General features: G+C 63.3%; 24 protein-coding genes and 1 other RNA gene. 1 reads left to right on the forward strand and 24 read right to left on the reverse strand.

Annotated elements, in window-relative coordinates:
* Nucleotides 1-7: 7 nt before the first annotated feature.
* The 17 genes from lpxC to mraZ all read right to left on the reverse strand — a co-directional run bounded on the left by lpxC (nt 8) and on the right by mraZ (nt 20132).
* Nucleotides 8-955 (reverse strand): UDP-3-O-acyl-N-acetylglucosamine deacetylase, encoded by a 948-nt coding sequence (gene lpxC, locus ACWUKX_RS05750; protein WP_029351446.1) that lies wholly within the window; start codon nt 953-955, stop codon nt 8-10.
* A gap of 272 nt (nt 956-1227) precedes the next feature.
* The gene (gene ftsZ, locus ACWUKX_RS05755) at nt 1228-2892 is read right to left on the reverse strand and encodes a cell division protein FtsZ (RefSeq protein ID WP_456004722.1); all 1665 of its coding nucleotides are present in this window, start codon (nt 2890-2892) and stop codon (nt 1228-1230) included.
* Nucleotides 2893-2959: 67 nt separating this feature from the next.
* On the reverse strand, nt 2960-4267 hold the full coding sequence (gene ftsA / locus ACWUKX_RS05760) for a cell division protein FtsA (RefSeq protein WP_456004725.1): 1308 nt from the start codon (nt 4265-4267) through the stop codon (nt 2960-2962).
* Complete coding sequence (locus ACWUKX_RS05765; protein WP_456004728.1) at nt 4264-5205, reverse strand: cell division protein FtsQ/DivIB; 942 nt, start codon at nt 5203-5205, stop codon at nt 4264-4266. Before ACWUKX_RS05765 ends, ftsA begins: the two co-directional genes overlap by 4 nt.
* Nucleotides 5193-6119 carry a D-alanine--D-alanine ligase gene (locus ACWUKX_RS05770; protein ID WP_456004731.1) on the reverse strand — a complete coding sequence of 309 codons (927 nt, stop codon included), beginning with the start codon at nt 6117-6119 and terminating at the stop codon, nt 5193-5195. The genes ACWUKX_RS05765 and ACWUKX_RS05770 overlap by 13 nt, the downstream gene beginning before the upstream one ends.
* A gap of 302 nt (nt 6120-6421) precedes the next feature.
* Nucleotides 6422-7387 (reverse strand): UDP-N-acetylmuramate dehydrogenase, encoded by a 966-nt coding sequence (gene murB, locus ACWUKX_RS05775; protein ID WP_456004733.1) that lies wholly within the window; start codon nt 7385-7387, stop codon nt 6422-6424.
* On the reverse strand, nt 7384-8790 hold the full coding sequence (gene murC, locus ACWUKX_RS05780; RefSeq protein WP_095518654.1) for a UDP-N-acetylmuramate--L-alanine ligase: 1407 nt from the start codon (nt 8788-8790) through the stop codon (nt 7384-7386). The genes murB and murC overlap by 4 nt, the downstream gene beginning before the upstream one ends.
* Complete coding sequence (gene murG / locus ACWUKX_RS05785) at nt 8787-9914, reverse strand: undecaprenyldiphospho-muramoylpentapeptide beta-N-acetylglucosaminyltransferase (RefSeq protein ID WP_029351457.1); 1128 nt, start codon at nt 9912-9914, stop codon at nt 8787-8789. The genes murC and murG overlap by 4 nt, the downstream gene beginning before the upstream one ends.
* Nucleotide 9915: 1 nt before the next feature.
* Entirely contained in the window at nt 9916-11067 is a 1152-nt protein-coding gene (gene ftsW / locus ACWUKX_RS05790; RefSeq protein WP_029351459.1) for a putative lipid II flippase FtsW, read from the reverse strand.
* On the reverse strand, nt 11067-12470 hold the full coding sequence (murD, locus tag ACWUKX_RS05795) for a UDP-N-acetylmuramoyl-L-alanine--D-glutamate ligase (protein WP_456004736.1): 1404 nt from the start codon (nt 12468-12470) through the stop codon (nt 11067-11069). Before murD ends, ftsW begins: the two co-directional genes overlap by 1 nt.
* 8 nt (nt 12471-12478) lie before the next feature.
* Nucleotides 12479-13561 carry a phospho-N-acetylmuramoyl-pentapeptide-transferase gene (gene mraY / locus ACWUKX_RS05800; RefSeq protein WP_023798736.1) on the reverse strand — a complete coding sequence of 361 codons (1083 nt, stop codon included), beginning with the start codon at nt 13559-13561 and terminating at the stop codon, nt 12479-12481.
* 24 nt (nt 13562-13585) lie between these two features.
* Nucleotides 13586-15019: a UDP-N-acetylmuramoylalanyl-D-glutamyl-2,6-diaminopimelate--D-alanyl-D-alanine ligase gene (locus tag ACWUKX_RS05805; RefSeq protein WP_127211748.1), complete on the reverse strand. Its 1434-nt coding sequence runs from the start codon at nt 15017-15019 to the stop codon at nt 13586-13588.
* Nucleotides 15016-16470: a UDP-N-acetylmuramoyl-L-alanyl-D-glutamate--2,6-diaminopimelate ligase gene (locus tag ACWUKX_RS05810; RefSeq protein WP_456004739.1), complete on the reverse strand. Its 1455-nt coding sequence runs from the start codon at nt 16468-16470 to the stop codon at nt 15016-15018. The genes ACWUKX_RS05805 and ACWUKX_RS05810 overlap by 4 nt, the downstream gene beginning before the upstream one ends.
* A gap of 54 nt (nt 16471-16524) precedes the next feature.
* Nucleotides 16525-18249: a peptidoglycan D,D-transpeptidase FtsI family protein gene (locus ACWUKX_RS05815; RefSeq protein WP_287152298.1), complete on the reverse strand. Its 1725-nt coding sequence runs from the start codon at nt 18247-18249 to the stop codon at nt 16525-16527.
* Nucleotides 18246-18641, reverse strand: a complete 396-nt coding sequence (gene ftsL / locus ACWUKX_RS05820; RefSeq protein WP_065010317.1) for a cell division protein FtsL — start codon at nt 18639-18641, stop codon at nt 18246-18248. The genes ACWUKX_RS05815 and ftsL overlap by 4 nt, the downstream gene beginning before the upstream one ends.
* Before the next feature lie 4 nt (nt 18642-18645).
* The gene (gene rsmH / locus ACWUKX_RS05825) at nt 18646-19677 is read right to left on the reverse strand and encodes a 16S rRNA (cytosine(1402)-N(4))-methyltransferase RsmH (RefSeq protein ID WP_456004742.1); all 1032 of its coding nucleotides are present in this window, start codon (nt 19675-19677) and stop codon (nt 18646-18648) included.
* Complete coding sequence (gene mraZ, locus ACWUKX_RS05830; protein WP_029351472.1) at nt 19674-20132, reverse strand: division/cell wall cluster transcriptional repressor MraZ; 459 nt, start codon at nt 20130-20132, stop codon at nt 19674-19676. The genes rsmH and mraZ overlap by 4 nt, the downstream gene beginning before the upstream one ends.
* A 428-nt stretch (nt 20133-20560) precedes the next feature.
* Between mraZ and ACWUKX_RS05835 the strand changes: the two genes are divergently transcribed.
* Nucleotides 20561-21676 (forward strand): cystathionine gamma-lyase, encoded by a 1116-nt coding sequence (locus ACWUKX_RS05835; protein ID WP_456004745.1) that lies wholly within the window; start codon nt 20561-20563, stop codon nt 21674-21676.
* A gap of 9 nt (nt 21677-21685) precedes the next feature.
* Here the strand turns inward: ACWUKX_RS05835 and ACWUKX_RS05840 are convergent, their stop codons facing one another.
* From ACWUKX_RS05840 to ACWUKX_RS05870, 7 genes are all read right to left on the reverse strand, one after another.
* Nucleotides 21686-21772 carry a hypothetical protein gene (locus ACWUKX_RS05840; protein WP_245316283.1) on the reverse strand — a complete coding sequence of 29 codons (87 nt, stop codon included), beginning with the start codon at nt 21770-21772 and terminating at the stop codon, nt 21686-21688.
* Between the two features lie 204 nt (nt 21773-21976).
* On the reverse strand, nt 21977-22153 hold the full coding sequence (locus tag ACWUKX_RS05845; RefSeq protein ID WP_456004748.1) for a ribbon-helix-helix domain-containing protein: 177 nt from the start codon (nt 22151-22153) through the stop codon (nt 21977-21979).
* A 276-nt stretch (nt 22154-22429) separates the two neighbouring features.
* Nucleotides 22430-22827: RNase P RNA component class A (gene rnpB, locus ACWUKX_RS05850), an RNA gene on the reverse strand.
* Between the two features lie 58 nt (nt 22828-22885).
* A complete protein-coding gene (locus tag ACWUKX_RS05855) occupies nt 22886-23665 on the reverse strand; it encodes a lytic transglycosylase domain-containing protein (RefSeq protein ID WP_456004751.1) in 780 nt (259 codons plus the stop codon).
* 184 nt (nt 23666-23849) lie between these two features.
* Nucleotides 23850-24611: an N-acetylmuramoyl-L-alanine amidase gene (locus ACWUKX_RS05860; RefSeq protein WP_456004754.1), complete on the reverse strand. Its 762-nt coding sequence runs from the start codon at nt 24609-24611 to the stop codon at nt 23850-23852.
* Nucleotides 24608-25327: a TerB family tellurite resistance protein gene (locus ACWUKX_RS05865; protein WP_456004756.1), complete on the reverse strand. Its 720-nt coding sequence runs from the start codon at nt 25325-25327 to the stop codon at nt 24608-24610. The genes ACWUKX_RS05860 and ACWUKX_RS05865 overlap by 4 nt, the downstream gene beginning before the upstream one ends.
* A 292-nt stretch (nt 25328-25619) precedes the next feature.
* Entirely contained in the window at nt 25620-25811 is a 192-nt protein-coding gene (locus ACWUKX_RS05870; protein ID WP_456004759.1) for a hypothetical protein, read from the reverse strand.
* Nucleotides 25812-25917: the final 106 nt, after the last annotated feature.

A 25917-nucleotide genomic window follows, 5' to 3' on the forward strand; every position in this document is an offset into this window, starting at 1 on the left:
TTAAGAATCAGATCATCCAGGGTGCGTAGACAGGTGCGTAGACGGCGCTCATCTCGGCGGTACGACCGCGCTCGCGGCGTGTCGTCTCGACGATCTCGAACGCCGAACGGTCCGACAAAAGGCGGCGCAGCGCTGCCGCATTCAGCCTGTGGCCGCCGCGATAGGAGCGGAAGCAGCCAATGAACCGGGCGCCGGCCAGCGCCAGATCGCCCATGGCGTCCATCGTCTTGTGGCGCACGAACTCGTTGGGATAGCGCAAGCCTCCCATGTTGATCACGCGGTTGTCGTCGCCGATCACCAGGGAGTTTTCCAGCGAGGAGCCGAGCGCATAGCCGGCTGCCCACAGCCGCTCGACGTCCTTCATGAAACCAAAGGTGCGGGCCCGCGCGATATCGCGGCGGAAAATGTCGGCATTCATGTCGGATGCGAAGAGCTGACGGCCGATCGCAGGGCTTTCGAAATCGATCTCGATTTCGAAGCGCGTGCCGTCATAGGGCCTGAACTCCGCCCAGGAGGCACCGTTCTCGATGCGAACCGGCTTGACCAACCTGATATAGCGGCGCTTGACCGGCAGCGAATCGATGCCCGCCTGGTCGATAGCCTCTACGAACGCCATGGCGCTGCCGTCAAGGATCGGAACCTCATGGCCGTCGATCTCGATGACGACATTGTCGATGCCGAGCCCGAAAAGCGTGGCCATCAGATGTTCGACGGTGGCGATGTGCTCGCCTGCCGGATCGCCGAGCATGGTGCACAGATCGGTAGCGCCGACCTCGGAAACGAGCGCACGGAACTCCCGGTCTTCGCTTCCATTCGAAAGCTGGAACACGACACCTGTATCAGCGTCTGCCGGCAGGAAATGAACGGTAACGGAATTGCCGCTGTGAACGCCGGTGCCGGTCAGCGTCGCACGCGATTTAAGTGTCGTCTGATAGTCGTGCAAAACAAACCCCATAGCCCATACTGCCTTCGTCCGCTTCATCTGCCCGAGGGCGCGGCTCTTTGATCGGCAGGCAGGGCCACTTCCCCGAATCCCAGCAAACCGACATTGCTCGGGCGAAGATAGTTGCCCGGCAGGAAGTCTCCAAATCACGGTTTCTTACTTTGTGTAACCGCGATCCGGAGCGGGTATAGTCTCGTAACACCCTGTTTTGCAATCGTTTTTAAGATTAACAGGCAAACAAGTTTTTGTCTGCCTGTTAATAACTGTTACGGACCGTTAACAGATCAATTCGCCTGGCGGCGCAGGAACGCCGGAATCTCCAGCTGATCGTCTTCCTGGACAGCCCTGCTCTGCGGCGTCAGCCGGCCCTGGTCGTCCAACTGGCCGCGGCGTGGCGCGTAAAGCTGCGGATCCTGGCTGGCAAGGCGGCGCACTTCGGGTGCCGCCTGGCGCAGTTTCGGCTCGCGCGGCTGCGCCGGCTGCAGTCGTGCGGGCTCTTCTTCGCGGCGGGTAAGGCCGTTCGTCAGGCGCTTGAGCAGTCCCATCGGTCCGCTGTTCTCGTGGTCGGCCGGACGGCTTTTGGCTTCCACCTCGGCTTTAACCACCGGCGGAAAGTCCTCGACGCGCGGCATGCGCTGGGGCGCTGGGGCTGCCGGCTGAAGCACTTCACGCTGCGGGGCAGGCTGCATCGCCTGCTGAACGATTGGCTGCACCATCGGCTGCGGCTGGGCCGGCGGAGCCTGGAAGATCTTGCTCTGCGGACGAAAATCTTCCGCCTGGGCAGCCGGCGCGGAACGCGCCATCGCCGCGGCATTCGCCTCGGCGAGCTGGATTGCCTCTGCTACAGGATCGACGGCGCGTGGCTCGTAGCCCGCCTGCTGGACAGGCGCCGGACGATTTTCCGTGACCGGAGCGGCCGGGCGACTGACCGGCTTTGGCGGAGCCGTGCGGATGGCGATCGGCGCGGCGGCGATTTCGGCCGCCGATTTGTCGATGCCGGTGGCGACCACCGAGACGCGAATGACGCCTTCGAGGTCCTCGTCGAACGTCGCACCCAGAATGATGTTGGCCTCCTGGTCGACCTCCTCGCGAATGCGGGTCGCCGCTTCGTCGACTTCGAACAGGGTCAGGTCGCGGCCGCCGGTGATCGAGATCAACAGGCCCTTGGCGCCCTTCATCGAGGTCTCGTCGAGCAGCGGGTTGGCGATCGCGGCTTCGGCGGCGGCCATGGCGCGGCCCTCGCCGGAAGCTTCGCCCGTCCCCATCATCGCCTTGCCCATCTCGCGCATGACCGAGCGGACGTCGGCGAAGTCGAGGTTGATCAGCCCTTCCTTGACCATCAGGTCGGTGATGCAGGCGACGCCGGAATAGAGCACCTGGTCGGCCATGGCGAAAGCGTCGGCGAAGGTCGTCTTGTCATTGGCCAGCCGGAACAGGTTCTGGTTAGGGATGACGATCAGGGTATCGACGCATTTCTGCAATTCCTCGATGCCCAGATCCGCCGTCTTCATGCGGCGCTGGCCTTCGAAATGGAATGGCTTGGTGACGACGCCGACCGTGAGAATCCCCTTCTCACGCGCAGCACGTGCAACGACTGGCGCGGCCCCCGTGCCGGTGCCGCCGCCCATGCCGGCAGTGACGAAGCACATATGGGTGTTGGAGAGGTGGTCGACGATCTCGTCGATGCATTCCTCCGCCGCCGCGCGCCCGACTTCCGGTTGCGATCCCGCACCCAGGCCCTCGGTGACATGCGCGCCGAGTTGGATCAGGCGGTCCGACTTGGACATGGTCAGCGCCTGCGCGTCGGTATTGGCGACCACGAACTCGACGCCGCGCAAGCCAGCAGTGATCATGTTGTTGACGGCATTGCCGCCGCCGCCGCCGACACCGAACACGGTGATACGCGGCTTGAGCTCGGTGATATCCGGCTTCTGCAGATTGATGGTCATTGTCTCCGTCCTTTGCCTTTCCCGCCGCTTCGCCGCTGCGGCCGCCTATGGGGCTGTCCCCGTCAATTTAAAAACTGTCTCTCAACCACTGACTCATTCGATGCAGTTTTCCGCCCGTTCCGGTCATCCTGAGACCGGAAATTCCCTTCGCCGGATGGCTCTCGAAATTCGCCACCTGCGGGTAGATCAGAAGCCCGACCGGCGTCGAGAAAGCCGGCCCCTTGGCCGCCTCCGGCAGGCCCGCCACACCGAGCGGACGGCCGATGCGCACATTGCGTCCGAGAATGCGGCGCGCTGCCTCGGGCAGGCCGGAAAGCTGGCTGGCGCCGCCGGTCAGCACGACGCGCTTGCCGATGGCGTTGCCGTAGCCGGACCTGTTCAGCCGGTCGCGCAACAGTTCGAGCGTCTCGTCGATGCGCGCCCGGATGATGCGCGTCATCACCGAACGCGGTATCTGCAGGGGCACCTCGCCATCCTCGCCGATCGGCTGTATCGAGACCAGGTCGCGGTCGTCGGCACTGCCGGGCAGCGCCGATCCATGCATCACTTTCAGCCTCTCGGCGGCGTCGAGCGAGGTCGACAGGCCCTTGGCCATGTCCAGTGTGACGTGGTTGCCGCCGATGGCGATGGCGTCGCCATGAACGAACTTGCCTTCCGAAAACACTGAGATCGTCGTGGTGCCGCCGCCCATGTCGATGCAGGCCGCACCCATTTCGAGTTCGTCGTCGACCAGTGCGGCAAGCCCGCTGGCATAGGGGGTCGCCACCATGCGCTCGACCGAGAGGTGTGAACGGTTGATGCAAAGCTCCAGATTGCGCAAGGGTGCCGCATCACCCGTCAGCACATGCATGTCGACGCCGAGCTGGTCGCCGACCATGCCGCGCGGATCACGCACGCCGCGCTCGGCGTCCAGCGAAAAGCCGACGGGAAGCGAATGGATCACCTCGCGCTCGGCCCGCAGCGCCTGCTTGGCGCCGGCGGCAAGCACACGCTTGATGTCGGCCTCGTCGGCCTCATGGCCGCCGAGGTTGATGGTTGCCGAGAAGCTTTCGCTCTTCAGCCGGCCCGCCGTCATGTTGACGATCAGTGAATCGACGGTCAGCCCGGCCATGCGCTCGGCGGCATCGACGGCAAGACGGATGGCGTGCTCGGCCCTGTCGAGATCGATGACGACACCCGATTTCACGCCTTGCGATTTCTGGTGGCCGATGCCGATCACCTGGATGCGATGCGAGCGCCCGCGCAGCAGCATGCCGTCCTCGCGCGGCTTGAGCTTGGCCACCACGCAGCAGACCTTGCTCGAGCCGACATCCAGCACCGTCATGATGCCGGACCGGCGCGACGAGGCATCGCTGTTGCCGCCAAGCCAGCTCATATCTTCGTCTCCGCCTTGCGCTTCGGCATTTTCGGCTTTTCATTAAGCGCGGCCTGACGCTGCGTCGCCGCCTCGGGCGTCAACTGGACGACGAGGCGATCGGAAAGGCGCATGTCGACGGCGGCGATATCGCGCGTCAGCAGCCCGTTCTCTCGGTCCATCCTGACCAGATCGGCGATCGCCTGGTCCTCGCCATCCTCGGGAAGCTTGACCGTGATGCCGTTTTCCAGCTTCAGGTCCCAACGCCGTTCGCCGATGCGGATATAGCCCTTGATCCGTGCGGCAAGCTCTGGATATTTCTTGATCCTGGCCAGGAAATCCGGCGCCTTGGCCGGCGCGCCGGTGCCCACAATCAGCGGCAGCAGCGACTGCTTGCCGCCGGAGAATGGCGCGATCACGGCGCCGGACCGCTCGATGACGGAAAGCTCGTTGCCCTGCTGCCAGAGCGCAAAAGGCTCACGCTCCTCGATGCGCACCTCCAGCGTGTGCGGATAGACCTTGCGCACCGCCGCAATCTCGACCCAGGGCAGCGTGGCTATGCGGCCCCGCGCGGCTTCGGCATCGAAGCCGATCAGCGACGTCCAGCCATCGAGCTGCATCCTGTCGAGAATGTCGATCTCGGAGGTTGCGCGGTTGCCGACGACCTTGATCTGGTCGACGGCAAAGCCGGTGCGGGCAGTGATGCCCTGGACGACACCGTCGACATGTCCGCCGAGATAGGCGCCATAGGCACTGCCCGATACGAGCAGCGCCGCCGACAGCACGGCTGCGGAAAACGGCGGCACCTCGAAGTCGCCCTCGCCCAGGCGCGCCAGCACGCGCGCCGGCCGGCGAAGCAGACGCGGCAGCACAAAATGGTCGAACGACAACGGCACACCGAACAGCGTCGGCCCGGCCGCGCCCTTCCCCTTGCCCTGTCCCCACTTCAACGCAGACACGAAGCGTCCTCCACGATCCAACTCAACAAATCGCCGAACGAGTGTCCCGCCTGCGCGGCGATTTCAGGCACCAAGGATGTCGGCGTCATGCCCGGCTGTGTGTTGATCTCGAGCCAGACAATTTCACCGTTCTCGGAGTGTCGATCGTCATAACGGAAGTCCGACCGGGAAACGCCCCGGCAGCCGATAGCTTGGTGAGCCTTGAGCGTCAGTGTCTGTATTTTTTGGTAAATATTCGGTGAAATTTTTGCAGGGCATTCGTGTTTTGATCCGCCCGCGACGTATTTTGAATCATAGTCGTAGAAGGAATGGCCGGTCGGTATGATCTCGCAAACCCCGAGAGCCACGTCGCCCATTACCGCGCAGGTCAATTCCCGCCCGTGCACATAGCGCTCCACCATGACGGTATCGCCATACTTCCAGTCGGACGAACCGATGACCTGCGGCGGATGCGACTGACCTTCGTGCACGATGACGACGCCGAAGCTCGATCCCTCATTGACCGGTTTGACGACATAGGGCGGCTTCATCGGGTGCTTGTTCTGGATGGCGAAGCGATTGACCACCTTCGATTCGGCAACCGGGATGCCGACGGACTTGGCGATCTTCTTGGCTTGTTCCTTGTTCATGGCAAGCGCCGAGCCGAGCACGCCGGAATGGGTGTAGGGAATGGCAAGATATTCGAGGATGCCCTGGATGGTGCCGTCCTCGCCGAAAGGGCCATGCAGCGCATTGAAGGCAACATCAGGCTTGAGCTCAGCCAGCACCGATCCGACATCGCGAGAGACGTCGACGCGAGTGACCTGGTAGCCTTCCCTCTCGAGCGCGTCAGCACAGGCTTTCCCCGAAGACAAAGACACGGGCCGCTCGGACGAGAATCCACCCAGAAGGACGGCCACGTGCTTGCTTTTCATTTCCCGTCATTCCCTGTCACGGCGGGCCCTCTTACGGTGGGTCTGCATCTCACATGCCCCAAAAAGGGCCACACACTCAAACGCTCGGAGCAGTCCCTGCCCCCATGATTTTCGCAACATCGAGTCCCCGAGCCTCCCGGCAGGTTGCCCTGACGAAAAAAACGCTGGTGACGCGTCGAAACGACTCAAATCAGGAAACGCTTCAGGGCAGAGAATCAGAGAGTTGAATCGCTGGCAAGTCCTTACGATTCCGAGAGATTCACTTTCCGCAAAAAGGGCAGCGAAAACTGTGTTGTGAGTCCTTAGAGCAACTGTCCGAGGAATTCCTGGACCTCGTGCCCCGGCCGAAAATTACCGGTGCGCTTGATTTCCCAATGCAGCCGGATGCCCGACCGTTCGAGCACGCGCGTGCGCACGGTCTCTCCGAGATATTCGAGGTCGTAGCCGGTCGCGGTTCCCGTGTTTATCATGAAGTTGCAATGCATCGGCGACATCTGCGCGCCGCCGATCATCAGCCCCCGACAGCCCGCCCTGTCGATCTCCTTCCAGGCCGAGGTGCCCTCCGGATTCTTGAAGGTCGAGCCGCCGGTCTTTTCGCGGATCGGCTGCACGGTCTCGCGATGGTGCTGGACGGCGTCCATCGCCGCCTTGATCGCGGCCTTGTCTGCCAAGACCCCTTCAAACACAGCCGATGTGAAGATCAGCCCGGCAGGGGGTGCCGAATGGCGATAGGCGTAGCCCATATCGGCGTTGCTCAGCGTATGCAGGTCGCCCTTGCGGTCGAGCGCCCGCACCTCGACGACGCGCTCGCGCGTCTCGACGCCATTGGCGCCGGCGTTCATCCTCAGCGCACCGCCGACGGCACCCGGAATGCCGTGGTAAAATTCAAAGCCGCCTATACCAGCCTGATAGGCGACAGCGGCAAGGCGCTTGTCGGGCGTGGCGGCGCCCGCCTTGATCGTGGTCGGCGCAATCACTTCGGCTTCGCCAAAGCCCTTGGCCGAAAGCCGGATGACGAAGCCAGTAATGCCACCGTCGCGGACAAGCAAATTCGAGCCGATGCCGACGATGGTCAGCGGTATCTCCTCGGGCACCGCCCTCAGGAACGCGGCGAGGTCGTCCTCGTCGGCCGGCTGGAACAGTGCGTCGGCCAGCCCGCCGGCGCGGAACCAGGTGATCTTGTCCATCTCGGCATTGGGCGTAATGCGGCCGCGCAGGCCGTCAAGCCGGCCGCCGAGCTTGTCGATCAATGCCTGGCCACGCATCATGAGGCGGTACCGCCGAGTTCCCTGGGCAGCGCGTAAGCCCATTGCGTGATGTTGCCGGCGCCGAGGAAGACGACGAAATCGCCTGGTTTCGCCAGGTCGCGGATAACCGGCGCAATCGCCGCGGGGCCTTCGATGTAGCGCGCGTCGCGATGGCCGCCGGAGCGGATGCGCGACACCAATGCCTCGGACGTCACCCCGTCGATCGGCTCTTCGCCTGCCGCATAGATCGGCGCCACCATCACCGTGTCGGCGTCGTTGAAGCAGACGGAAAACTCGCCGAACAGATCATGCAGCCGGGTGAAGCGGTGCGGCTGGGCAATGGCGATTACGCGGCCCTTGGTGGCGTCGCGCGCCGCCCTCAGCACCGCCGCGATCTCGACCGGATGGTGGCCGTAATCGTCGAACACATCGACGCCGTTCCACGAACCGGTACGGGTAAAGCGCCGCTTGACGCCGGCGAAGGACGACAGGCCCTTCCTGATCGCCTCGGCCGAAAGGCCGAGCTCATGCGCGACGGCGATCGCCGCCGTCGCATTGGCGACATTGTGACGGCCGGGCATCGGCAGGCGCAGGCCTGATATCGTCGACTGGCCGCGGGTCTTGCGGTCGCGGATCACCACGTCGAATTCCGAGGTCGGGCCGTCCATGCGGTGATTGGTGAAACGCACATCGGCCTGCGCGTTCTCGCCATAGGTGATGACGCGACGGTCCTCGATGCGGCTGACCAGTGCCTGCACTTCCGGATGGTCGGTGCACATGACGCCGAAGCCGTAGAACGGCACGTTCTCGACGAACTGGCGAAAGGCCTCGCGCACCTTGTCGAAGGAGCCGTAATGATCGAGATGCTCGGGATCGATGTTGGTGACGACGGCAATCTCGGCCGGCAGCTTCAGGAAGGTGCCGTCGCTCTCATCGGCTTCGACCACCATCCATTCGCCGTCGCCCATCCGGGCGTTGGTGCCGTAGGCATTGATGATGCCGCCATTGATCACGGTCGGATCGAGCCCGCCGGCTTCGAGCAGCGTCGCCACCATCGAGGTCGTCGTCGTCTTGCCATGCGTGCCGCCGATGGCCACCGCCTGCCGGAAGCGCATCAGTTCGGCCAGCATCTCGGCACGGCGGACAACGGGAAGCAGTTTTTCGCGCGCCGCCTTCAGCTCCGGATTGGATTTCTTGATCGCCGTCGAGACGACAACCACTTCGGCTTCGCCGACATTATCGGCGTGATGACCGACAAAGCACTCGATGCCCTTGTCGCGCAGCCGCTGCACATTGGCGCTGTCGGCCTGGTCGGATCCTTGCACCTTATAGCCGAGATTGTGCAGCACCTCGGCGATGCCGCTCATGCCGATACCGCCGATGCCGATGAAATGCACGAGGCCTATCGTCTGCGGCATCTTCATGCGTGCGTCTCCTTCCTGAATGCCGATACGCTTTTCTTCGACGCAATAGCCTCTGTCAGATCGGCGAGCAACCGTGCCGCGTCCGGTTTTCCGGCCGATTTCGCCGCCGCTGCCATTGTGGTCAGCCGCTCCGTATCGTCCATCAACGCGCCGACGAGCGCAGCGATGCGCTCGGGCGAGAGCGAGGATTGCGGATGCACTTCGGCGCCATCTGCCGCTGCTAATGCCGCGGCATTGGCTGCCTGGTCGTGGTCGAGCGCATGCGGATAGGGCACCAGCAGCGCTGGCCGGCCAATCACCGCGATTTCCGATACGGTCGATGCGCCGGACCGCGACATCACAAGATGCGCCGCAGCCATGCGCGCCGCCATGTCGGTGAAAAAGGGCGATACCTCAGCCTCGACGCCAAGGGCGGCATAGGCCGCCTTCACCCGCTCGACATCGTCGGCACGCGCCTGCTGGGTGATCACCAGCCGCTTGCGTTGCGCGTCGGAAAGCTTTCCAATCGCAGCCGGCATTGCGTCGGAAAAGAACTGTGCGCCCTGGCTGCCGCCAAACACCAAGAAGCGGAACGGCTGCTTCCCGGTCGACGCCGCATAGGGCATCTTTGCCGCCTCAAGCACTTGCGGCCTGACCGGGTTACCTGTCGTCACTGTCTTGGCGCCTGCAGCGCTCGAATCTTCCGGCAAGAACCCGCCAGCGATGGCATCAACGCGGCCGGAGAGCGCCCGGTTGGCACGCCCCATCACCGCGTTCTGCTCGTGGATCATCGTCGGCACTTTGCGCCGCGTCGCCGCATAGAGCGGCGGCAGCGTCGGATAGCCGCCGAAACCGACCACGACGGCTGGCTTGATCCGGCCGATCACGGCGGATGCCTGCCGTACGCCACCCCAGATTTTCCAGAAGGCGGCAAGCACGGCAAAAGGATTTTTCGAACTCATCGTCGCCGACTGGATCGGATGGATGCCTGCGGCCGGAAACTGGCCGGCAAAACGCTCGGCACGAGCATCGGTGGCGAGATGCACCGTCCAGCCGCGCCTGATCAGCTCATGCGCCAGCGCCTCGGCCGGGAAGAGATGCCCGCCCGTGCCGCCGGCGGCCAGAAGGATCGAGCCTTTCGACATTTCACTCCGCCGGCATGGCGCGCTGCGACGGTGCGAAGCCCAACTGCTTGCGCTTTTCCGGCCGCTTGCGGGTCAGCGCCAGCACCATGCCCATCGAGATTGCGATGGCGATCTGCGAGGAGCCACCATAGGAGATGAACGGCAAGGTCATGCCCTTGGCAGGCATCAGCTGCAGATTGACGGCCATGTTGATGACAGACTGCAGACCGAAAACGGTGACCAGGCCGCCAACCGCGTAGCGGGTGAAATCGTCCTGCTCCTTGAGCGCGGTGCTAAGGCCGCGCAGCACGATGAAGGCGAAGATGGTCATGATGAAGAAGCACATGATCAGTCCGAACTCCTCGCCGGCCACCGAGAAGACGAAATCGGCATGGCTGTCGGGTATGACCCGCTTGACGGTGCCCTCGCCCGGCCCGACGCCGAACCAGCCGCCATTGATCAGCGCATCGCGGCCCATGTCGACCTGGAACGTATCGCCCTCGCCGGTCATGAAGCGATCGATGCGGCCGGCGACATGCGGGAACACCGTATAGGCGGCAAACACGCCGCCGATGCCGGCAGCGCCCAGCGCGATGATCCACAGCCATGGCAGTCCGGCCATGAAGAACATCACCCCCCAGGTGCCGAGCACCAGCATTGTCTGGCCGAAATCAGGCTGCGCCACCAGCAGCGAAATGACGAGGGCCAGCAGCAGCATGGCGAACAGATTGCCTGGAATGTCGGGCTGGCGCTTGTGTTCGGCAAACAGCCAGGCGCAGATGACGACGAACGCCGGTTTCAGGAATTCCGACGGCTGGATCGACACGCCGGCGAGCGACACCCAGCGCCGCGCGCCCTTCACCTCGACGCCGATGTAGAGTACCGCCACCATCAGCACCAGCATGACGCACAGCATCGCCAGGGCCATGCGTCTGATCTGCCGCGATTCCAGGAAGGAGACGGCCAGCATCACGCCAAGTGCGGGAATGGTGAAGATGATCTGCCGTGTGGCGAAGTGGAAACTGTCCAGGCCGATGCGCTGGGCCACCGCCGGGCTTGCCGCGAAAGACAGTACGATGCCGAGTCCCATCAGCGACAGGAACGCAGCCAGGAACCAGCGATCGACCGTCCACCACCAGGTGGCGACCGGGCTTTTGTCGAGACGGCTTTGCATTATCGTGCCCCTCCGATGAGCTTCACGCCATCAATAGTGCTCGCAGCTTGCCTGAAGGCATCGCCGCGCACTTCGAAATTCTTGAACTGGTCGAAACTGGCGCAGGCCGGCGAAAGCAGCACCACCACCTCGCCGTTGTCATCATCCTTGGCCGCGTCGCTTGCGGCATGCTCGACTGCTGCGGCCAGCGTGCCGGAGATCTCGTAAGGCACCGCCTCGCCGAGCGTCGCCGAGAAGGCTGGTGCGGCCTCACCGATCAGATAGGCCTTGGCGACGCGGGGAAAGAGGCCGCGCAACGGCTCGATGCCACCCTCTTTCGGCAACCCGCCGGCAATCCAGTAAATGCGCGGAAAGCTGGACAATGCGGGCGCTGCCGCATCGGCATTGGTGGCCTTGGAATCGTTGATGAACAGCACATGGCCCTTGCGGCCGACCTGCTCCATACGGTGCGCCAGCCCGGGAAAGCTCTCCAGCCCCGATTGGATCTCGCCCAGCTCGAGCCCGACTTTGAGGCTGGCGGCGATAGCGGCCAACGCATTCTGCGCATTGTGCTGGCCGCGCAGCGAGCCGATGCCTTCGAGAAAGGCAACGCGGCTGTAACGGCCATGCACCGCCTCCATCAGATTGGTGCCGTCGGCAAAATAGCCATCGGTCAGCGGCAGGCGTTTGGAAATGCGGATGACGTGCCGGCCCGCCCGCTCCAGCCGGTCGGCGAGCTGGGCGCACCAGGAATCGTCGACACCGACGATTGCCGTTTCGCTGCCGGCCGCCAGCCGTTCCTTGATCGCGGCGTAGTGCTGCATCGTGCCATGACGGTCGAGATGATCCGGCGTCAGATTGAGCAGGACGCCGGCGGTCGGATTGATCGAGGGCGCCAGGTCAATCTGGTAGGACGAGCATTCCACGACATAATGCCGCCCAGGCTCCGGTGGATCGAGCGTCATCACCGCGCGGCCGATATTGCCGCCCATCTGCGTGTCGCGTCCGGCCGATTTCAGGATATGCGCTGTCAGCGCCGTCGTCGTCGATTTGCCGTTGGTGCCGGTAATGGCGATGAAGGGCGCTGCCGGCGCCAGCAACGTCCGCTGCCGGCAGAACAGCTCGATGTCGCCAATGATCTCGACGCCTGAAGCGCGCGCCAGTTCCACTGTCCAGTGCGGCTTCGGATGCGTCAGCGGCACGCCGGGCGACAGCACGAAGGCCGAGAACTTCGCCCAGTCGGCGCCGCGCAGATCGCCGGTCGCGATCCCGACGGCCGCGGCATTGGCGACACTGCCGGGATTGTCGTCCCAGGCGAGCACCTCCGCTCCGCCCTCGATCAGCGCGCGCGCCGTGGCGATCCCCGAGCCGCCGAGCCCGAAGAGCGAAACGCGCTTGCCTGCGAAGGATGTGGCGGGGATCAAGCGGCCTCCTATCGGAGCTTCAGGGTCGACAGGCCGACCAGCGCCAGGATGACGGCGATGATCCAGAAGCGGATCACCACCTGACTTTCGGTCCAGCCGAGCTTTTCGAAATGATGGTGGATCGGCGCCATCAGGAACACCCGCTTGCCGGTCATCTTGAAGTAGCCGACCTGGATGATGACCGACAGGATCTCGACGACGAACAGGCCGCCGACGATGACCAGCACGATCTCGTGCTTGGTGGCAACTGCCACCGTGCCGATCAGGCCGCCCAGGGCCAGCGAGCCGGTATCGCCCATGAAGATCGCCGCCGGCGGTGCGTTGAACCACAGGAAGCCGAGGCCGGCGCCGATCACTGCGCCGAGGACCACCGCCAATTCACCGGTGCCAGGCACGAAATGGATCTGCAGATATTCGGCGAACACCGCATTGCCGGAGAGATAGGCGATGACGCCGAAGGACGCCGCTGCGATCATGATCGGCACGATCGCCAGCCCGTCGAGGCCATCGGTCAGGTTCACCGCATTGCCGGCGCCGACGATGACGAAGCACGAGAACGGGATGAAGAACCAGCCGAGATTGATGAGAAATTCCTTGGCGAAGGGGAAAGTCAGCGACGACGAGAACGGCGCCTGGCCATTGTGCATGATCACCCAGGCGGCGATGCCGGCGATGACGAATTCAAGCCCCAGCCGCGCCTTGCCGGAAAACCCAAGATGCGATTGCTTCGTCACCTTGAGATAGTCGTCGTAGAACCCGATCGAGCCGAAACCCAGGGTCACCAGCAGCACCACCCAGACATAGATGCTGGACAGGTTCGCCCACAAAAGCGACGAGCCGATGATGCCGCACAGGATCATCAGCCCGCCCATGGTCGGCGTGCCGGCCTTCTTGAAATGCGTCTGCGGCCCGTCGGCGCGGATCGGCTGGCCCTTGCCCTGCCGCAGCCTCAGCGAATTGATGATAGCCGGCCCGAAGATGAAGACGATCAGCGCCGCGGTGATCAGCGCGCCGCCGGTACGGAAGGTTATGTAGCGAAAGACGTTGAAGACCGAGATCTTGTCCGCGAATTCGACGAGCAGTGTGAACATGCGATTCGGTCCCCGGACCTGGCTCTAGGCCTGTTTGGCGGTTGTGGCTACCGCCGGAAATTTGCTGAGCAATGCGTCGACCAATTTGGAGAACCCGATGCCTTTCGACGATTTGATCATCACCACGTCGCCAGGCTTCAGCGCCGACAGAAGCACCAGTTTCAGATCCTCTGCGCCGGCGCGATACTCCGTCTCGATCTCATCAGGAAGGGTGTCGGCCAGCGCCCGCATTTCCGGGCCGGCGAGAAAGACCGTGCGCGTTTCGGTGCCGGCGATGAGATCGGCAAGGGCTGCGTGCAGCTTCGCGGAATGCTCGCCGAGTTCGAGCATGTCGCCGAGCACCGCGATGCGCCTTCCTTCGCCCGACACCGGCGTCGCGTTGAGCAGCGCCATTGCAGCGCTCATCGACGCCGGATTGGCGTTGTAGCTCTCGTCGATCAGCGTGATCGGACCTTTCGGGTGACGCAGCACGTGGCGCTTGCCGCGTCCGCGTTCGGCCGAAAGATCGGCCAGCGCCGTCGCCACCCTGGCGATGTCGGCGCCGACCAGATGCGCGGCGCCCAGCACGGCCAGCACGTTCTGCACCATATGTCGGCCCGGCGCGCCAACCCTGGTGGTGATTTCCTGACCGCCAATCTTGGCGGTGATGATAGAATGATCGGCATGCAGCGCGCATTCGAGCAGTTTGAATGTCGCCCGGGCATTCTCGCCAAAGCCGTAAATGTGCTCGACGCCGGCGGCTCTTGCCATCTTGTCCAGAAGCTTCCAGCGCGGGTCGTCGCGGTTGAGAAGGACAGCACCATCCGGTTCCAGCCCCTCGAAAATCTCGGCCTTGGCCCTGGCGATCTCGTCCAGATTGCGGAAGAAGCCGAGATGTGCCGCGGCGATCAGCGTGACGATGGCGACATGCGGCCGGACCATCTTGGCCAGCGGCCGGATCTCGTCGGGATGGTTCATGCCGATCTCGAACACGGCATAGTCGCAATCCACCGGCATCCGCGCCAGCGTCAGCGGGACGCCCCAGTGGTTGTTGAAAGACTGGGCCGATGCGTGCACCTTGCCGACCGCGGACAGCACATGGCGCAGCGCTTCCTTGGTGGTGGTCTTGCCCGCCGAACCGGTCACCGCGATGATCTTGGCGTTCGAGCGCGCGCGGGCGGCCAGCCCGAGCTTTTCCAGCGCGGCCAGCACGTCCTGCACGACGATCATCGGCGCGGTCAGCCGCCCGAGCGACGGCAGCTTGCCCTCGGCGACGACCAGCACGCCGGCGCCGGCCTTGATGGCGGCGGTCGCGAAATCGTGGCCGTCCATCGCCTCGCCTTTGATGGCGAAGAAAGCATCGCCCGGCTCAAGGCTGCGGCTGTCGATCGAGATGCCGCTGATACCCTCCGGCATCGGGCCAAGGGGTCGTCCGCCCATGGCGGCGACGAGATCCTCGGAGGTCCACAGAAAGCTCATGCGGCGCGCTCCTGAAGCGCGGCGCGGACTTCCTCATGGTCGGAAAAATGCAGCGTCTCGGCGCCGATGGTCTGGCCTTCCTCATGGCCCTTGCCGGCCACGATCAGCGTGTCGCCGGCATGGAGCATGGCGACTGCCTCGTGGATCGCCTTGCGCCGATCGCCGATCTCGATAGCGCCGGGTGCAGCGGCAAGGATCGCGGCACGGATCGTTTCAGGCACTTCCGAACGCGGATTGTCGTCGGTGACGATAACGACATCGGCGAGCCGCGTAGCGATTTCACCCATGATCGGACGCTTGCCCCGGTCGCGGTCGCCGCCACAGCCGAACACGACGATGACGCGGCCGGTGGTGAACGGCCGCACCGACGCCAGCACGTTTTCCAGCGCGTCCGGCTTGTGCGCATAATCGACATAGACCGGCGCCCCATGGGATGTTGTCCCAACGAGGTCGAGCCGACCCGGCGCGCCCTTCAATTTCTCCAACGCCATCAGGGCTTTGGCGGCTGGCGTTCCAGTAGAAATGGCGAGGCCCGCCGAAACCAGTGCATTGGCGATCTGGAAATCCCCGGCCAGCGGCAGGTCAACCTCGTGGAGAACGCCATCGACTTCCACTTCGGCGCGCTGGCGGTGGCGCTCGTGCTCGACCCGCTTCAGTCTCAGGAACTCGCCGTGGCGGCCGACCGTCAGCACATCCAGTCCTGCCGCCCTCGCCGCCCGGATCGTCGGCTCCGACCACGGATCGTCGGCAAAAATGACGGCCGGCGCGCCCTTCGGCAGCAGCGCGTCGAACAGGCGCAGCTTGGCGCGATGATAGTCCTCGACTGTCGGATGATAGTCCATGTGGTCCCGGCCGAGATTGGTGAACCCGCCGGCTGCGAGCTTCACGCCGTCGAGCCGGCGCTGGTCGAGGCCGTGGCTGGAGGCCTCCATCGATGCATGGGTGACGCCGGCATCCGCCAGTTCCCTCAGCAGCCTGTGCAGATCTACCGGGTCGGGGGTGGTCAGCGAGCCATATTCGTTGCGGCCCGGCGCCACCAGGCCGGTCGTGCCTATCGAAGCAGCGGCAAACCCTGACTGCTCCCATATCTGCCTTGTGAAGGCCGCAACCGATGTCTTGCCGCTGGTACCGGTCACCGCGACCATGGTTTGCGGCTGCCTGCCGAAGTAGCGGGCCGCGCTCAGCGCCAGCGCAAGGCGCGGATCGTCGACGGCGAGAACCGGCACCGGCAGTCCGGCGACGGCGCTGCCCTTGCCGGCCACGATCGCCACTGCGCCGCGACTGGCGGCATCGGCGGCATAGGCCGCGCCATCGGCCTTGGTGCCAGTGAGCGCGAAGAAGACCACGCCCGGTGCTACCTGGCGGGAATCCGACGAAATCCCGGTAACCTCCGTATCGAAGGAAGCTGTCCCCTCGACAGACAGGATACCGGCTAGATCTTTCAGCTTCATCGAACCCCGTTCATAGCAACAAAATAGCGCGCAGTTGCCGGCGCGCCCCAAGAATCACTGATAGGAAACCAGCGTTGCGCCATTTTCATGGCTGAAATCTGGCTTCACGCCAAGCATGGAAGCCGAACGTCGGATAATGTTTGCAGCCATGACACCAGCATTCGAGGCGGCCGTTGCACCCATGCCGGGTTTTTCCGGCTTCGGTTCGTCGGCGATCGTAAGCACGATATATTGCGGATCGTCCATCGGGAAAGCCGCGACGAAGGCGTTGAAATTCTTGTCCTTTGAGTAGCGGCCGTTGACAACCTTCTCTGCCGTTCCGGTCTTGCCGCCGACGCGATAACCAGGAACCCTGGCGTTCCTGCCTGAGCCTTTCTCGGCGTTCAGTGCGTAGAGATAGCGCATGCTCTCGGAGGTCTTGTCGCTGACAACTTTCTTGGCCACCGACATCGCCTGTTCCTGCGCGCGCCTCAGGAATGTCGGCTGGATCAGATAGCCGCCGTTCACCAGCGCGGCACAGCCGACCGCCGTCTGCAGCGGCGTCGTCGACACGCCGTGACCGAAGGCGATGGTGATCGAATGGACCTGTTTCCAGACTTTGGGCTCGGTCGGGCGGGCGACTTCAGGCAGTTCCGTCTGCATCTTCTCGAGGATGCCCAGGCGATGCAGGAATTCGCGGTGCCCCTCGATGCCGACCGCTTCGGCTTCCTTGGCCGAACCGATATTGGACGAATAGATGAACACTTCGGGCACCGACAGCACCCGGGCCTTGCCATGAAAATCATGGATGGTCTGGCGGCCGATCCTGATCGGGCGCGAAGCGTCGAAACGGCTTTCCAGCGTCACTTTGCCGGAATCGAGCGCCATGGCGGTGGTAAAGCTCTTCAAGGTCGAACCCATTTCGTAAAGGCCGGCCGACATGCGGTTCAAGCGGTCCTTGTCCTGCGCATTGTACGGGTTGTTGGGATCGAAATCCGGAACCGAGGCCATCGCCATCACTTCGCCGGTCTTGATGTTGAGAACGACGGCGCCCGCTGCGATTGCGCGGTATTTCTCCATGCCGGCGGCGACCTCGTCACGCACGATATGCTGGACGCGAAGGTCGATCGAGAGCTGCACCGGCTTCAGATCCTTGGCCACCGCAAGTCCCGACGCCTGAAGGTCGCTCAGCCCCTGTTCGTCGATGTATTTCTCCATGCCGGAGATTCCCTGATTGTCGATGTTGGTGAGCCCGACGATGTAGGACGAGGTTTCGCCGGCCGGATAGAAGCGGCGCTTTTCGGTGCGGAAGCCGAAGCCGGGAATGCCGAGCTGCATGATATCCGATTGCTGCTTGGGCGTCAGTTGCCGCTGCAGCCAGACGAAGCCGGCGCCGCTCTTCAGCTTATGGTAGGTCTGTTCGTAGTCGATTTCGGGAAGCACCGTCGCCAGCTTTTCGATCGCCTCGTCGGCGTCGACAATGCGGCGCGGTTCGGCAAACAGCGACGCCGTCTTGATGTCCGTCGCCAGAACTTCGCCGTTGCGGTCCACGATATCGGGCCGAGACGCCGTCACCCGGCTCTGCGGACCGCCGGACAGGTCGGGGTTCTGGAAACCCAGATAGACCAGCCGCCCGGTGATGATCGAATAGATGCCGAAGAACACCGCCATCGTCATCACGATGCGGGTCCTGCCCTTGCCGCCGGTCGCTTTGCGCGCGCCTTCGACCACAATCGATCCGTCTTCCGACTTGGCGGGGCGCTTCAGCAGTCTGGCGATCAATGGAAGTCTGGGAATCATTGGACGATGCCTCCGGTGACCACAGGGTCCTTGCCACCCAAGGGTCCTTTGCCAGAATTGTCGGCCATGCCACCCAGTCGCTCGGACGAAAGGTCCTCGATGGTGAGGGGTTTTGCCGGCAGATCGTCCAGCCCGATGATCTGGCGGGCGCTGACCGGCTCGAGCTCGAGTTGCGATCTATAGATCTCGGCCAGCTTTTGCAGGCGCGACGGCTGGGTCAGCAGGCTCCAGTCCGCCTTCAGGAGATCGATCGTATCCTCCTCGTAGCGGATCTGCGCCTGGATCTTGTGCACCGCCGCCAATTGTTCTTCGGCCTCGCGCTTGGTCTTGTAGGTCAAGGCCGCAGCCGAAACCATGACGGCGATCAGGACTATGTCGCTGGTACGAAACACGTGCTCACCTCTCTCCCGGCCAATTGACGCCGGGAAGTTTTGGCTCAGGAAGCTTTGGAAGCCCGAAAATCGAAAAGTCGCCGGTGCGCGGCGGTGCGTCGGTGCGGATCGCAGCGCGCAGCCTTGCCGAGCGCGCCCGCGGATTGGCTGATATCTCGGCCTCATCAGGCGTCACGCCGCTGCCCACCTTTTTGAAGGTGGCGCTGCGCGCCTGCGCCTCGGGCAGGTGCCGCGATCCGGATGCCGCATCGGCGCGATCGGCGATGAAGCGTTTGACGATGCGGTCTTCCAGGGAGTGGAACGTCACGACGGCCAGCCGCCCGCCCGGCTTCAGCACGCGTTCAGCTGCAAACAGCGCTTTGGCCAGTTCGCCGAGTTCGTCGTTGACGAAAATGCGCAGCGCCTGGAAGACGCGGGTCGCCGGATGGATCTTGTCCTTCGGCGCGCGGCCGACATGCGTCTCGATGGCATCGGCAAGGTCGAGCGTGCGCTCGAACGCATGTTTTTCGCGACGGCTTTCGATCATGCGGGCGATGCGGCCGGCATGGCGCTCTTCGCCAAGGAACCCGAAGATGCGGGCAAGGTCGCCCACTTTGAAGCTGTTGACGACATCGGCGGCGCTGAGACCAGCCTGGGCCATGCGCATATCGAGCGGTCCGTCGGCCCGGAACGAAAAACCGCGCTCCGCCTGGTCGATCTGCATGGATGAGATGCCGATGTCGAGCGCGACACCCTCGGCGCTTTCGACATGCTCATCCAACGTCGAGAATGACGCCTGAACAAGCCGGAGCCTGCCGCCCGATTGTTGTTCGAGGGCACGACCGGTAGCAATCGCATCCGGATCGCGGTCGATGGCGACGACCGAGGCGCCGCATGCCAGAATGGCTTTGGTGTAGCCGCCGGCGCCGAAGGTGCCGTCGACGATCACCTCGCCCGCTTTAGGCGAAAGCGCCTCCAGCACTTCGGCAAGGAGGACCGGAATGTGACGGGCCGGTCCGCCAGCGGCGTGAGGGTCATCGCCGTAGCCCGCCATCATTCCGGCCGCTCCCCAGGCTTCGTCCCCTGCCGAAGCTGCAAAAGCCGGGCGCGTGCTTCCGCCCCATAGGCGGCGAGCCGTCCAGGTTCCCAGATCTGAAAGAAATTGCCGCGGCCGACAAACGCTGCTTCCGCGGAAATGCCGGTGTGCTCGCGGATGAAATCGGTCATCGAGATGCGGCCGTCCTGATCGAGCTTGAGAAAGGTTCCATCGCCATGGCAGAAGAACGACATGTCGTCCGCCGCCTGCAGGAAAGGATCTTCCTGCGCGATGCGCTGCTCGTAGCGGTCGAGCAGGTCGAGCCCGCCGACATCCATCGCCGGACGGTCCAGGCAGCGCAGCGCATAGAGTTCCGAATAGCCGCGTTTCTGCACAACCGCACGGAAATGCGCTGGAACGGACACCCGCCCCTTCGCATCGATCCTGTTCACCGCGCTTGACAGAAACCGGTCCATTACGCGTTACGGCCGCTTGCGCCGCCGCACCCCTCTGCATCTTCCCGCCCGCGCCGCCGCGGCGCGGTCCCTGCCCAAAACTCACTTCGTTCTGAAAGGCGAAAACAGGCGAACGCGCAGCCGCCGCGGCTGCCCGATTGGCGTACGCTTCACCCTGACGCGGAACGAAGGCTTGAATATCGAAATGGGATATCATGGGGCGCTATGGGCGTCAACGGGAATAGGCTTCACAAACGCGCGCGCCACAACCGATGAGAGCAGCTCTGACGGCACTCCCGTCTTTATGCTCCATTAAGCCTAACGAAGCGTTTAGAGCGCCTGGCCTACCGAAGGCGGCTTGCCGCGGATCGCCACCGCGCATAGCGTCAGCCCGTGTTTTCCCGGTCAGAAACAGATTCTTTTCTCGGTCAGAAACAAGGTTGAAATCCATGTCCGAAACAGCCAGATCGCGCGCCGCGGCACTTCCCCATCTGCGTCGCGGCAGGCTCACCATGGGCGACCCAATTCCCCTGCCGCTAACTATGGCCGCCATTTATCATGCACCCGGCGACGCCACCGGGTTCGATCAATATGGCCGCTTCAGCAATCCGACCTGGGACGCGGTCGAACACATGCTGGCGCATCTGGAAGGGGCGCCATGCGTCGCCTTCCCCTCTGGAATGGCTGCAATCTCGGCGGTGTTTTTTGGATTGCTCAAATCCGGCGACCGTATCCTGCTGCCGTCAGACGGCTATCACACCACGCGGGCCCTGGCGGAGGGTTTCCTAAAACCTTTCGGCGTCGCCCACGATGTCCGGCCGACATCGACTTTCCTCGACGGCGGCTTCGATGGATATCGACTGGCCTTCGTCGAAACTCCCGCCAATCCGGGACTGGATATCTGCGACATTACGGCTGTCGCCGAAGCGGCGCACAAAGCGGGGGCGATTCTGGTGGTCGACAACACGACAATGACGCCCTTCGGCCAACGCCCGCTCGATCTCGGCGCCGACATCGTCATTGCCGCCGACACCAAGGCACCCAATGGCCATTCCGACGTGCTGTTCGGCCATGTCGCCAGCCGCAATGCCGACATCATCGCCGCCGTGTCCGGCTGGCGCGAGACGTCGGGCGCCATTCCCGGGCCGTTCGAGGCGTGGCTTGTGCATCGCGGCTTGGAAACGCTCGACGTGCGTTTCGACCGCATGTGTTCTTCCGCCGAGGTGATAGCGCGGCGTCTGGAGAGCCATCGTGCGATCAGCGGCTTGCGCTTTCCGGGTCTGGTAGGCGACCCTTCGCACAATCTCGCCCGCGCCCAGATGGAGCGCTTCGGCTTTCTCATCTCGTTTGTGCTGGCATCGGAGGACAAGGCCGAGGATTTCATCAACAACTGCTTATTGATGCAGGCGGCGACGTCGTTCGGAGGCGTGCATACGTCGGCGGAACGGCGAGCAAAAAGAGGAGACGCTGTTCCGCCCGGCTTCGTTCGCCTGTCGGTCGGCTGCGAACCGGTGGAAGAGCTTTGGCAGGCGATCGAAGCGTCGCTGAACGGTATCGGCGGCTGAACGAACCGATCACGAAGCCAGATCGTCGGCTTCGATTTTGCGCCGGCCATGCAGCACGCGCAGGATCTCGACTGCATCCTCGCTGACACGATACAAGGTGAGATACTCGCCGACGACCAGATGGCGGATGCCGGGCGAATGTCTTCGCGCGGTGCGCCTGAGAAGGGATAGGTCGCCAGTTGCTGCCAGCGGGCTTCCGGTCGAGCAGCCGGTCCGCTACAGCCTCGTCGTCGCGCGACATGGAGCCAGGTCGCGATCAAATCCTCTTCTGCATTGCAGTTCGGATGATGGGCAGCAAAGTCATGCCGCGTTATCGGATTTCAATCGTCTGCGCGCTTCGGCCTTGATTTCGTCGATCGACGCAAACCGACCCGGTCCGCTGTCAATTCCCTCCTGCACCAGCTTGCGCAACTCCTCGACCGTATAGCCGTGCAGGTCGCGGCGGTCCTTCCATTGCCTGAGCGCGTCGCGGATCACCTCGCTAGCCGAGCATATTCGCCGGCGGCGACCACAACGTCGACCGCCCCCGCCAGTTCCGGCGAAAGCCTGATGCTGCGTTTGTCGACCTGACCCATAATGCGCTCCTGATATTGCCCGCGCCTATATGGTACGATTAATCGCACCGACTTCAAGAAACGCTGTACGCCCACTGCCCAGCAATGCCTGTTCAGTAGCAATGCGCCTGAACCAGCAGGCGCGCCCGAAGACGCAACCTGCTGATATCAGGGGATTTCCTTGTAGTATCTGGAAGAAATTGCCAGCTGGCCTGTAAGCCGGGTTCTGTATGGCCCTCGCCCCCTGCGGCGCGAGAACGTGGCGGCCATTCATCTTGGGCGCATGTTGCCATGCGCCTCACGCAACCTACCCGGACGGTGAGCCGGAAACAGCCCTCGAGGTTTCCCCTCGCACCGTCCCTATTCGGTCTTACTCCCGGTGGGGTTTACCGTGCCGCTCCTGTTGCCAGTCGCGCGGTGGGCTCTTACCCCACCCTTTCACCCTTACCACGGTAAAACCGTGGCGGTTTGCTTTCTGTGGCACTTTCCCTAGGGTCGCCCCCGCCGGCCATTAACCGGCACCGTGTCTCCATGGAGCCCGGACTTTCCTCACCCGCAGCCTTTCGGCTTCGCGGGTGCGGCCGCCCGGCCAGCTGGCAAGGCGTATAAAGGGGTTCAAGGCCGAAAACGCAAGAAAAAAGCAGGTTCGGGCTTATTACGCCGGCGCTCCAAGCGCGGCCAACTGCACCTTGACCTTGCCGCAATAGGCCGCGGAAATCGGGTTCATCCGCTTGGCGCCATGGCCGGCGTTGTATTTGAGAATCGTGCCGCAGGTCGTGCCGCCGCCGAGGTTGTGCGCCATGGCGAGGTATTTCATGCCGTATTTGATGTTGGTCTCGGGATCGTAGAGGCCCTTGATCGAGCCGCTGTAACCCATCATCCGCGCCGTCGACGGCTTGATCTGCATCAGGCCGATCTCACCGGCGCTGCCGACCTGGTTCGGCCGGAAGCTGCTTTCGATCATGATGACGGCCTTGGCGAGCGAGACCGGCACACCATTGCTGGCGGCATGACGCTCGATGATCGCCGAATACTGGCCACTGCCGCCAGCGGCCGCCGCGTTCGGCGCCGCCGCCCGGCTTTTCCCGCCGATCGACGCCGTCGTCGCCTGGTCGATGCGGGTCCTGTTGCGCTTCACGTGCCGTTTGGAGACTGCATTTTTTGCGGAGGCTGGCTTGTTTACCCTTACCCCAGCTTTTTCCGCCTTTGCGGATGCTGGCTTTTTCACCTTTACCGCAGCAGCTTTTACCGCCTTTGCGGAGGCTGTCCTTTTTTCCTTTGCATCTTGGCCGGCTTTCGGCGTGGCGGTTTTATCGGACACGGTAATGAAACCCTGGTCGGCCCGCTGGCTCAGCGGCGCGCCATTGGCGGCACCGATGGCAAAAGTCATTACGCCGGCAGCAACAGCTGCCGTTAAAACGGTCAATTTCTGCATGGGATCCTGTTCTGTTTGAACCGCGCGAAGAACTTCACGCAGCTACGCTAAATCAACATCGGAACATCTGGGAGCTGTAGGTCCGACAATTTGCACGGATCGCCTTTGACGGCCGAATTGGCGGCAAAAAAGGCGAGGCAAGTCACTTTGAGTGACAGGCTGTAACTGAACAGCTAGGAAAAGACTACTTGGGCGGAACTGCCCTCACGGAAGCAAGCAGCCTTTCCAGTGTGCGGATTGTCGATCCGTCGGCCACGCCATCCACTTTGCGTTGGCGGAAATGCCGTTGAAAAGCCTCGACCACGATTTCGGTATGCCGGTCAAAATTGCCTGATATCTCTACGCCATAACCGTAGAGCGCCAGCATCGCTTGCAACGCCTCGACCTCGGCATTCGCATCGCCGGCCTTCAGCACCGCGCCGCGCCTGAGGGGTGCCGCTTGGACGAGATGGCCGACACCGGCCTCGAACAGCGCTTTCCAAGGGAATTTCTCGCCGGGGTCGATCTTGCGTCCCGGCGCCACGTCGGAATGGGCGAGCACCCGTTGAGCTGGAATCGTATGGCGCTGAACAATTCCCTTGCACAGGCCGATGACGGCATCGATCTGCGGTTTCGGAAAATTCCGATAGCCCAGCGAATGCCCCGGATTGACGATCTCGATGCCGAGCGAACAGGAGTTGATGTCGCTGCGCCCGAACCAGGAACTCTTGCCGGCATGCCAGGCACGGTCGCTTTCCCTGACCATCTGGACGATGCGGCCGTCCTCATGGACGAGATAATGGGACGAAACCTCGCTGGCCGGATCGCACAGCCATGCTTCGGCGCCCGCGCCAGTCTCCATCCCGGTGTAGTGCAGCACGATCATGTCGGGCTTCTCGCGTCGTGGACCGAAATTCGGCGATACCCTTACCTCGGCGCTCGGCTCGTCGGGCGGGAAGCCGCTCATGCGTGCCGCAGGCCTCGTTCGATCATCTCATAGGCCGCGTTGATCGCCGCTATCCTGCTCGTTGCGATCTTGATGAATTCCTGCGGCAGCCCGCGTGCGATCAGCCGGTCGGGATGGTTGTCCGAAACCAGCTTGCGATAACGCCTCCTGACCTCCTCGAACGTTTTTCCCCGCTCGATGCCAAGCACGACATAGGGATCGGCCGCACCCAGGTCGACGTGCCGGGCCAGAATGCTCTGGTAATGCGCCTCCTCGATCCGGAAGATCTCGGCAATACGATGCAGGAACTGCCCTTCGCGCTCGTGGACCAGCCCGTCGGCCTTGGCGATGTGGAACAGCCCGTCGAGAATGTCCTCCAGCATCGTGCAGTTCGAATGACCGGAGCCGCAAAGCTGCGCCATGCGCGCGGCATAGGTCTCGAACCCGGCAATGTCGCGCTTGGCCAGATCGTAGAGCCGCGCCACATTGCGCGTTTGGTCCTTCGGCACTTCGAATATCTGCTGGAAGGCGCGCACCTCGTCCTGCGTGACGATGCCGTCGGCCTTGGCCATCTTGGCCGACAGCGCGATCATCGCTACCGAGAAGGCGACGCGGCGGCGCAGATCCGGGTCGCCGGAGAAAACCGTGCGCACAGCCTCGACCACGTCGGCGACGCCGGACGAGGTTGAGGACGAAACGCGCGTGATGAAGTCGCCAAGGCGATCCCAAATCGACATGGGCACCTATTAGGGCTAACTGGCCACCGCTATCAAGCGAAGACAATGCCGCAGGGCAGCCTATTTCGCGGCCGCCTGACCAGCTGGCGTAACCGTCGATCATGGAAAATCAGCAGGCGGCAGCGGCGGCCACAGCGAGCGAAACTGCCAGCCTTCGTCGCCTTGCCATTCGACCCCTTCTGCTGGGCGAAAAAGTAACGGGCGAAACTGCGCTTGCGGCGGCGGCCGCAAGGAGCGTGTCCTGAAGTCAGAAGGCCGGCATGATGCCGGCCTTCTGTTCATCACCTGAGAACTACTGCGCCGGCGCAGCCGGAGCCGGCTCGGCCGGCTTGGTCGCGTCAGGAGCCGGCTGCATCGGCTGTTCGTTCGCCGGCGGATTGGTGCTCTGCGTGGTTGTGGCGTCCCCGCCCGTGCCGCTGTCGCTGCAAGCCGCAACGCCAAGCAGGGCAAGCGCCGAAACCGACGCAAGAACGAGTTTCTTCATGACATCTCTCCTCTAATCACGCCCCCCGCTACCGGGTGACGAGCGAGGACAGAATGCATCAGGCGCTTATGAGTTTCATAACGTTGCGTTTCCGCATGTAACATCA

This window comes from Mesorhizobium sp. f-mel (assembly GCF_053850215.1).